Here is an 8,974-nt window from a genome sequence, read left to right on the forward strand (position 1 = left end):
GTATATCAATTTAATTTAATGTTTACGTACTAAATGTAAAAACGTATGTGGAATTGTATTTTTCTCATCTAACTCTCCGTCTACCGATGACTCTACTTCCCATTCTTCAAAAGTATAAGGTGGGAAAAATGTATCGCCCTGATGTTTACCATCAACAACAGTAATGTACATATCATCTACTTTATCAATCATTTCTTCAAATAATGACTGACCACCAAAGATGAAAATGTGACCTTCTAATTTGTAAATATCATCTATAGAATGAATCACATCTACACCATCAACGTTAAACGTTGTGTCACTCGTTAACACTACATTTCTTCTGTTAGGAAGCGGTTTACCAATTGACTCAAATGTTCTTCTCCCCATCACTAGTGTATTTCCAGTTGATAATTTTTTAACATGTTTCAAATCATTAGGTAAATGCCACGGTAAATCATTATTATATCCAATAACGCGTTGTTCATCATGTGCTACTAAAATTGATAAAGTCATATTTCCCCTCCGTATGAAAAAATTGTTTATATTAATAACCGCAAAATTTCAGCCTATTATACTGCAATAGGTGCCTTAATTGCAGGGTGTGAGTTATATCCAATTAATTCTAAATCTTCGTAATTGATATCGAAAATGGATGCATTTGAATTAATTTTTAAAGTTGGCGGATCAAAACTGTTTCTAGACAATTGTGTTTTTATTGCTTCAATATGATTAGAGTAAATATGTGCGTCACCAAAAGTATGCACAAATTCTCCAACTTCAAGATCACATTCTTTTGCTATTAAATGTGTTAATAATGCATAGCTAGCAATATTAAATGGTACACCTAAGAAAATATCTGCACTTCGTTGATACAATTGACAACTTAATCTGCCATCTTGAACATAAAATTGGAACATAGTATGACATGGTGGCAAAGCCATGCTATCTATTTCTGTTGGATTCCATGCTGAGACAATATGTCGGCGAGAATTTGGACTATTTTTAATTTGTTCAATAACTGTTTTAAGTTGATCAAAGTGGTTACCTTCTTTATCTACCCAATCTCTCCATTGTTTACCATATACATTACCTAAATCTCCGTATTTTTTTGCAAATGAGTTATCATTTAAAATGTGTTGTTTGAATTTAGACATTTCTTCTTTATACAGTTCATTAAATTTATCATCTTGTAGTGCTTTATGACCAAAATTGGTCATATCAGGACCATGATAATCATTAGATTGCACATATTTTTCGAAGGCCCACTCATTCCAAATATTATTATTATATTTTAGTAAGTATTGTATATTTGTATCGCCTTTAATAAACCATAATAATTCTGTAGCGATAAGTTTGAAAGATACTTTTTTTGTTGTAAGTAATGGGAAACCCTTAGATAAATCAAATCGTAACTGATGACCAAATTTAGAAATAGTACCGGTATGAGTACGATCATCCCGTTGATTACCAATTTCTAATATTTCTTCGCATAAAGCATGATAAGCTGAATCAAAGGAATTTAACATTTTGCTCATCTCCTAGAATTGTTTATATTACTGAATATTATACTAGATAATGCGTATTTATAAAATTAAAATAAAAAAATCCCAAATATAAAATTAGTTTTTAATTTTATATTTGGGATTGAAAAGAGAGTCCTTATTTATTCAATTCAAGTTTATACCCTTAATTTAGGATTACAATAGTAACTCTGAGTGTATGCTTTGATATGGATGACTCAAATTATTTAAAATTATACTGCTTAACAGTTTTCGTCAAATGCATCTTTAATATCCATACAGATATCTTGAATGTCACGACCTTCGATATGTTCTCTAGGGATAAAATGTTTTAATTCTGTTCCTTTAAATAAAGCGTAGGACGGACTTGATGGAACTTGTTGGATGTACTCTCGCATCGCTTGAGTTGCTTCTTTATCCTGTCCAGCAAATACAGTGATTTTATTTGTTGGTTTTTTGTCATTTTGCTCTGCTACGGCAACAGCTGCAGGTCTGGCTAAGCCAGCAGCACAACCACATGTAGAGTTAATTACTACAAATGTTGTATCTTCTTCGTTAACATTTTTCATATAATTTGATACATCTTCACTTGTTTCTAAACTTTCAAAACCATTTTCAGTGAGTTCAGCTCTCATTTGTTGTGCTAATTCTTGCATATATTGTTCATAAGGATTCATAATTTTCACTCCTAATTTAGTTTTACTTTAACATAATTATTTATTTCGATTAGCTATTTGTTTCCATACAGAACCTAGTGCCTCATTACCATTTTCAATTCTAGAAATTGCCATCTCAATTTGAAGTTTGACTTCATAAGCAGGATCATTAGCGTGTGACTTTAGACTAGGTAATTGTTCAGGTCCGCCTTCATCAAATAGAAACATAGCAGCTCTCCAACGTACAATTTTTTGCGGATCATTTAAGGCTTTTTCCATTTCAGGCAGAGCCTCTTTAAAACCTAAATCACTTAAGCAATCTCCAGCAGTGCGTCTAACAGCTGGACTCTTATCATGCAAGCCTTTATATAAGTATGGAAGAATTTCTTTATCTTCAATCATGCCTATTAATACTATAGCTTGTCGTCTTAGGGGTGCTTTATCTTCTTGTAAAGCTTCATCTAATAAGTCAATATTTTGAAATGTAGGTGTTGGAAATTCTTTTAACATTCTTAATTTATCTTTCCAATCAGTAGCCTCTTTATATTCATTTAAAGTTACATGATGATATTGTTGCTGAGGAATAACAATATCAGTTTCTAATGCAGTTTGAACTAGAGATGCTAACTTTTCAGATGGATATAAAGCAATAATTTCTTCGTACACTTCATTCATAACTTCTTCTAAATCACCGTATCTAACTCCCAAATCATGCCATTTACGTAAAAACACAACATTGTCTCCATCTTTTTGAGCTTTTAACATACTCTCAACAAAATAGTCCGGCAACTGCTTACGACTTTCATCTGAAGTCGTAGTGAGTTTAATTTGATATGGAATACCTTTAAACATAAGTGCTTCAGCTTTAATCTCTCCATAGTGTTCATCGGGCTTTTGTGATGAATCTATAAATGACTCACTATTTAAAGTTGAAGTGATTTGAGGTAAGACCACTTCCCAATCGGATTTAGGCCCTTTATCAATAGCTAAGAAGTCCATCACATAAAATATAGATTTGACACCGTCAATTGCTAATAAATCATTAATAAATTGTGGTTGGTGTTCTTCTATGTATGTGAATGTATTAGATTTATTATCTTCCCTTTTGTTAGATAATACGATTTTCATAGTATTAGGGCTTGGCGTCGGCTCTACTCTTAATATTTCCATAAGTGCATGTCCCCTTGTAAATATTTATTCAAAAGTAGATTGAATTTGAGGGAGAATATTATTCCAATCTGCATTATCTTCTTTATCGACAGAAATAAAATCCATAACATAGAATATTGATTTTACACCATCAATCTCGAACAGTTTATTTATGAAATCAGGTTGTCCTTCTTGTGCAGAAGTAAATGTATTAGATTTGTTATCTTCTCTTTTTTCACTTAGGTTAATTTTCATAGTGTTATGATTTGGTGTTTCTTCAATTGAAACAATTTGCATAGTCCTTACCTCCTATTGAAGTTCATTACCTAATTGTTTGATTTGTTTACCTATTGAACACTCAGATATACAAAAATGGTGTGCTTGTGTCTTACCTTCCGTCTTTCTGATATGTGTTTTTAGTAAACATTTTTCACAATAAGTATTCATTAATTCATCAATTTTATCAATTGCTTCTTGTTCGGAATGTGTAAGTATAACAGTCACTCCTTAAATACAGTATTGTCTTAATATAAGCATGGAATAAGTATAACTTAATTTGTATTTATTTTGAAATAATCGATTTAATAAATAATAAGTGTTGATGAAAATGGTAAGTCTTATTGCATTTATGTAGTAATTACTATAAAATAATTAAGTTGTTTTTTGCGGTTTCTAAACACCCGCATCATCAAAATTTAGGAGGATATTTATGTATAATGAAATTTTCGGTGTAACAACATTTCTTGTTACATTTATATTAATGGTTATAATGTTTCGATGTTTTGGCAAACAAGGCTTAATTGCTTGGGTAGCAATTGGTACAATTATTGCTAATATTCAAGTAATCAAAACAGTTCATATTTTTGGTATTTCTGCTACTTTGGGTAATGTAATGTTTGCGTCTATTTATTTAGCTACAGATATACTTAATGACATTTATGGTCGCAAAGTTGCGAAAAGAGCTGTATGGTTAGGATTTTCTTCTACATTAGTTATGATTATTGTTATGCAAATGTCACTACATTTTATACCTGCACCTGAGGATATGGCTCAAAAATCTTTATCAACAATATTTGATTTAGTGCCAAGAATTGCATTAGGTTCAATTATTGCGTATATTATTGGACAACACGTTGATGTATTTATTTTCTCCGCAATTAAAAAAGTATTTAGCTCAGATAAAACATTTATCATTCGTACTTATGGTAGTACCATGTTAAGTTCAATTATTGACACAGCACTGTTTGTCACAATTGCGTTTGCAGGAACTTTACCAAATATGGTTGTATTCGAAATATTCATTACAACTTATTTATTAAAACTTATTTCTACTATATTTAATGTACCATTCGGTTATATAGCTAAATCTATGTATCGTAAAGGTCAAATTCATAAACTAGATAAGGGATATTAAAAAATATTATGGGACTGGAAATGATTTCTTAATGAAATCAATGCCATTCCCTATTTTCTTATTTTGTAATACGATAAGAATAGTGAAATTATAAAAATAAAAAAGGTGTTAAATTTATATGGCAAAAATTTACTTTGATGCAGCTACCAGAGGTAATCCTGGGCGAAGTGCATGCGGAATAGTTATCAAAGAGAATGATGAAAAGTATGTATATACGCACGACTTAGGCGAACTAGATAATCACAGTGCGGAATGGGCTGCCCTTATTCATGCACTTGAACATGCTCGTGAACTGAATGTTGTTAATGCTTTATTATATACTGATTCAAAATTAATTGAAGATAGTGTTAATCAAGGATTTGTAAAAAACGCACGATTTAAACCATATTATGAGAATTTGGAAATACTTGAAAAAAGTTTTGAATTGGTGTTTGTAAAATGGGTACCTAGAGAACAAAATAAAGAAGCAAATCATATGGCGCAACAAGCATTGTTTAAACTAACTAAAAAGAAAAATTAACATTAGTTTAATACATTACACCCCTCTATTTAATTTGAAATTAAATAGAGGGGGTGTTTTTTAGTTAATTAAAAAAGCCATTACTTCTCTTCTTTTTTAAATCTTCTTAATAATAATGCTATCCCACTTAATAGTGAAGTCATTAAGAATGCAGTTGATGATTCACTATTGTTGTAACCAGTGTTAGGTAAAGAGCCTACAGTATTTTGATTTCTATCATTTTGATTATGATTGTAATTGTTGTGATAATTTTGATTATTATCATTTTGATTATAGCCATTCAAATTATCACCTTGATCACCTGTATTTCCACTATTGTGTTTTGAATCTTTTTGAATTGTATTGTGAGTACGACGACCATTTTTATGTGCTCTATCATTGTCTGCTAATGTTGCTTTAACTGGTTTAGATAAAGAACTATTTGGTTGTGCTGCATTGTCAGTCGCTTTTACGTAAATATTTCCTTCAGGGATTGGAACATTTGGCGTTATTGTTACGTGCCCTTGACCGTCTGTAATACCAGAACCAATGATATTACCATCCTTATCAATAATATCAACATGAGTATTGGGGTCAGTCGTAATTGAAATTGGTGTTAGAGTTCCACCTTTATCAGAAACGTCCGTATTAAATGTTGGTATATTCGGTGGCGTCGTATCAGTTGCTTTTACTGGATCGGAAATTGAACTATTAGGTACTTCCGCATTATCTGTTGCCTTGGCAGTGACATTACCTTCAGGAATAGGTTTAGTTGGTGTAATAAACGCACGTCCAGTATTATCAGTCATGCCAGAACCAATCACATTTCCATCTTTATCTAAAAGTTCAACTTTAGTATTTGGATCAGTAGTTACTTCCACAGGATCAGTACTACCAGCTTTACCATCCAAGTTACCCACAACAGATGGTTTTGTAGGTGGTGTTGTATCAGTCGCTTTTACTGGTTCAGAGGTAGAACTATTAGGGTGTTCTGCATGGTCAGTAGCCTTAGCGGTGATATTGCCTTCAGGAATTGCTTTATTCGGTATGATTGTCACTTGTCCAGAACCATTTGTTTCACCAGAACCTAAACTATTACCACCTTTATCAAACAATTCAACAGTTGTGTTAGGATCAGTCGTAACAGTGATTGGCGTTTGAGTCCCAGCTTTGCCACCTATCTCTGTATTAAAAATTGGAATGATTGGTGGTGTTGTGTCCGTTGCTTTTTTAGGCTGAGAAGTAGAACTATTTGGATGTTCTGCGTTATCAATTGCTTTAGCGGTTACATCACCTTCCGGAATCGGACGATTAGGTTTAATTGTTAGGTGTCCAGTAGAATCAGTTGTTCCGGATCCCAGACTATTACCATCTTTATCAAACAATTCAACAACTGTGTCAGGATCTGTTGTAACTGTAAACGTTGTTTGAGTCCCAGCTTTACTGTTTAGGTCAGTTTCTAGATTAGGTGATGTTGGTGGTGTTAAATCTGTTACATTTACTGGGTCTGAATAACTGCTATTTGGTGTTTCCGCATCATCTGTTGCTTTTGCCGTTAATGGTCCTTCAACCAATGGTCTATTTGGAGTAATTGTAATATGTCCAGTATGATCAGTCATTCCACTACCTAATAAATTATTATCTTTATCAAATAATTCAACTTTAGTATCAGGGTCAGTAGTAATTTCAATTGGTGTTACTGTACCTACTTTATCCACTAAATTTGTATGAATAATTGGTTTATCAGGCGGTGTAGTGTCGGTAGCTTTCTTAGGATCTGAAGTAGATGAGTTTCCACTATCGTCAGTAGCTACAGCTGTTACATTACCTTCAGGAATAGGTCTAGTTGGTACAATGTAAGCATGACCTTTATCATTTGTTCTTGAAGCCCCTAAAGGTTTATTGTATTTATCCCTTAATTCAATTCTTGTAAAAGGATCAGTTGTAACTTCGATTACAAATGGTCTATGTTGAGGGTCTGTATTCAACGCTTCCACAGGATCTGATGTAACACTTTCCGTACCACGAGTGGCTCTTGCCGAAACATTACCTTTGGGAATCCACTGCTGTGGAGTAATAGTGACATGACCCGTTTCATTTGTTCTACCAGTACCCATTGTTGCACCATCTTTATCCAATAGTGCTACCTCAGTATTAGGTGAAGTCAATATTTCAATTGGTCTTTTCGTATTAGCTGCATCGCCCACACTTGTAACAAAAGTTGGTTTAATAAGCGGTGCTTGCTGATCATTTGTCGTTGGTGATGAAGGGTTTGTTGCTGGATTAGAAGAATCTTCAACTGTTCCTGTAACTACTCTAGTGAAATTAGTTTCATCTGAATTAGAAGCTCTTTTTTTTCTAATGTGAATGTTTTGTGGATGATTTGATACACTCGAATCATTATTAGTTTGTTTAATTAATTTAACTTTATTATTAGTGTTATTGACTTGATTTGATTGTACTTGACCTGTGTTATTATTGGCTAAATGTTGAATTGACGTATTTGTACTTTCGTTAATTGTACTTTCTTGATTGTTATTCGTAAGTTGTTGAGTGAGATTTAAATGCTCGCTAGCTTGTGCATCGTTGTTTACCCCTAAAAATACGAATGTCGCTACTAATGTTGAAAAAGTACCTATTGCATATTTACGAATGCTAAATTTTTGTAATTGATTAAGTTGATTCATGGTGCGATATTCTCCTTTACTATTTTAGTGGAAATTAATAAAAGTTATTGTTTATGACATTTTAATTTAACGCATTTCACATAACTATTAATTTAATATCATACTAGATATAGAAATCAAATTTAATTTATATAATATTATTATATCATTCGTTTTGTAATAAATGTTGCGATATTTAAAAATAGTCTTCTTATTTTAATTCGTTTCTAAACGGGGTAAAGTTTTTAATAAATGTCTCTGAAATATTTCGTCAAATTATATTGATATGATTATATTTTCAATAGATACTTTAATTTTAAATTAATATAAATATATGAATTTTTGAAAATCAAAAATCCACTGAAATCATTTAAGATCTCAGTGGATTTTCTAATTAGAATATATATTAGAATTACTTATTTCTGTTATTATCTTTTCTTCTACCAATTAGTAAAACAAAGCTACCTAGTAGTGTAACTAAATAAGGTAAAGAATTATCTGTTGTTTCTTTTATACCAGTATTTGGTAAATCTTTTACTATATTTTTAGAAATACCATCTACATTAGTTTCATTTTTCTTTTCACCACATATTGTATTTTTAGATTTATTTGAATTTTGGTTTCTATACTCTTTTGAATTATGGTTCTTAGATATTTTTGTTTTATAGTGTTTAGCTTTTTTACCTGATTTTACAGTCGGTTTAGTAGCTTTTACTGGCTTAGATACAGAACTATTCGGATGTTCTGCATTATCCGTGGCTTTTACAGTGACATTACCTTCTGGAATAGGCACCGTTGGTGTAATTGTCGCATGACCAGTACTATCTGTCGTACCTGAACCGATAACATTACCATCTTTATCCAGTAATTCCACTTTAGTATTTGGATCGGTTATAACTTCAACAGGATCTTTCGTACCTGCTTTTCCATCAAGAGTACCAACAACTGATGGTTTCATCGGAGGTGTTGTATCAGTTGCTTTAACTGGATTAGATGTAGAACTATTAGGATGTTCAGCATTATCAGTTGCCTTGGCAGTGACATTGCCTTCAGTAATAGGTTTTGTCGGAGTGATAGTAACATGCCCC

9 protein-coding genes and 1 pseudogene are annotated in these 8,974 nt (G+C 32.1%); 2 read left to right on the plus strand and 8 right to left on the minus strand.

Features of this window, described 5'->3' with window-relative positions; all coding sequences use genetic code 11:
• Positions 1-15: 15 nt before the first annotated feature.
• The 6 genes from HMPREF2737_RS02385 to HMPREF2737_RS11165 form a co-directional block, all read right to left on the minus strand.
• A complete protein-coding gene (locus HMPREF2737_RS02385; RefSeq protein ID WP_037537083.1) occupies positions 16-495 on the minus strand; it encodes a dihydrofolate reductase in 480 nt (159 codons plus the stop codon).
• Between the two features lie 56 nt (positions 496-551).
• Positions 552-1,508, minus strand: a complete 957-nt coding sequence (locus HMPREF2737_RS02390; RefSeq protein ID WP_037551451.1) for a thymidylate synthase — start codon at positions 1,506-1,508, stop codon at positions 552-554.
• Between the two features lie 236 nt (positions 1,509-1,744).
• A complete protein-coding gene (gene brxA, locus HMPREF2737_RS02395) occupies positions 1,745-2,179 on the minus strand; it encodes a bacilliredoxin BrxA (RefSeq protein WP_037551453.1) in 435 nt (144 codons plus the stop codon).
• 36 nt (positions 2,180-2,215) lie between these two features.
• Positions 2,216-3,328, minus strand: a complete 1,113-nt coding sequence (locus tag HMPREF2737_RS02400; RefSeq protein WP_037551455.1) for a conserved virulence factor C family protein — start codon at positions 3,326-3,328, stop codon at positions 2,216-2,218.
• A gap of 24 nt (positions 3,329-3,352) precedes the next feature.
• Complete coding sequence (locus HMPREF2737_RS02405; RefSeq protein WP_037551457.1) at positions 3,353-3,604, minus strand: NifU N-terminal domain-containing protein; 252 nt, start codon at positions 3,602-3,604, stop codon at positions 3,353-3,355.
• A gap of 12 nt (positions 3,605-3,616) precedes the next feature.
• Positions 3,617-3,811 (minus strand): zinc-finger domain-containing protein, encoded by a 195-nt coding sequence (locus tag HMPREF2737_RS11165; protein ID WP_075140546.1) that lies wholly within the window; start codon positions 3,809-3,811, stop codon positions 3,617-3,619.
• A 205-nt stretch (positions 3,812-4,016) separates the two neighbouring features.
• Here HMPREF2737_RS11165 and HMPREF2737_RS02410 point away from each other — a divergent pair, with 205 nt between their 5' ends.
• Positions 4,017-4,721, plus strand: coding sequence for a queuosine precursor transporter (locus HMPREF2737_RS02410; protein ID WP_037551459.1), 705 nt, complete (start codon positions 4,017-4,019; stop codon positions 4,719-4,721).
• A gap of 118 nt (positions 4,722-4,839) precedes the next feature.
• Positions 4,840-5,241 (plus strand): ribonuclease HI family protein, encoded by a 402-nt coding sequence (locus tag HMPREF2737_RS02415; RefSeq protein WP_037551461.1) that lies wholly within the window; start codon positions 4,840-4,842, stop codon positions 5,239-5,241.
• Positions 5,242-5,321: 80 nt separating this feature from the next.
• On the opposite strand, the gene HMPREF2737_RS02420 is transcribed toward HMPREF2737_RS02415, so the two are convergent.
• Together HMPREF2737_RS02420 and HMPREF2737_RS11555 are read right to left on the minus strand one after the other, a co-directional pair.
• Positions 5,322-7,907: a YSIRK-type signal peptide-containing protein gene (locus HMPREF2737_RS02420; protein WP_070650038.1), complete on the minus strand. Its 2,586-nt coding sequence runs from the start codon at positions 7,905-7,907 to the stop codon at positions 5,322-5,324.
• A gap of 391 nt (positions 7,908-8,298) precedes the next feature.
• Positions 8,299-8,974: pseudogene (locus HMPREF2737_RS11555) on the minus strand (YSIRK signal domain/LPXTG anchor domain surface protein); the annotation flags it as partial.

It is taken from the genome of Staphylococcus sp. HMSC069D12 (genome assembly GCF_001810405.1).
Classification (GTDB): Bacteria; Bacillota; Bacilli; order Staphylococcales; family Staphylococcaceae; genus Staphylococcus; species Staphylococcus haemolyticus.

What these genes read in the sequence shown, in the direction of transcription:
- HMPREF2737_RS02385 (WP_037537083.1), bottom strand. Translation starts at nt 495, where the DNA reads ATGACTTTATCAATTTTAGTAGCACATGATGAACAACGCGTTATTGGA.
- HMPREF2737_RS02415 (WP_037551461.1), top strand. Translation starts at nt 4,840, where the DNA reads ATGGCAAAAATTTACTTTGATGCAGCTACCAGAGGTAATCCTGGGCGA.
- brxA (WP_037551453.1), bottom strand. Translation starts at nt 2,179, where the DNA reads ATGAATCCTTATGAACAATATATGCAAGAATTAGCACAACAAATGAGA.
- HMPREF2737_RS02405 (WP_037551457.1), bottom strand. Translation starts at nt 3,604, where the DNA reads ATGCAAATTGTTTCAATTGAAGAAACACCAAATCATAACACTATGAAA.
- HMPREF2737_RS02420 (WP_070650038.1), bottom strand. Translation starts at nt 7,907, where the DNA reads ATGAATCAACTTAATCAATTACAAAAATTTAGCATTCGTAAATATGCA.
- HMPREF2737_RS02390 (WP_037551451.1), bottom strand. Translation starts at nt 1,508, where the DNA reads ATGTTAAATTCCTTTGATTCAGCTTATCATGCTTTATGCGAAGAAATA.
- HMPREF2737_RS02410 (WP_037551459.1), top strand. Translation starts at nt 4,017, where the DNA reads ATGTATAATGAAATTTTCGGTGTAACAACATTTCTTGTTACATTTATA.
- HMPREF2737_RS02400 (WP_037551455.1), bottom strand. Translation starts at nt 3,328, where the DNA reads ATGGAAATATTAAGAGTAGAGCCGACGCCAAGCCCTAATACTATGAAA.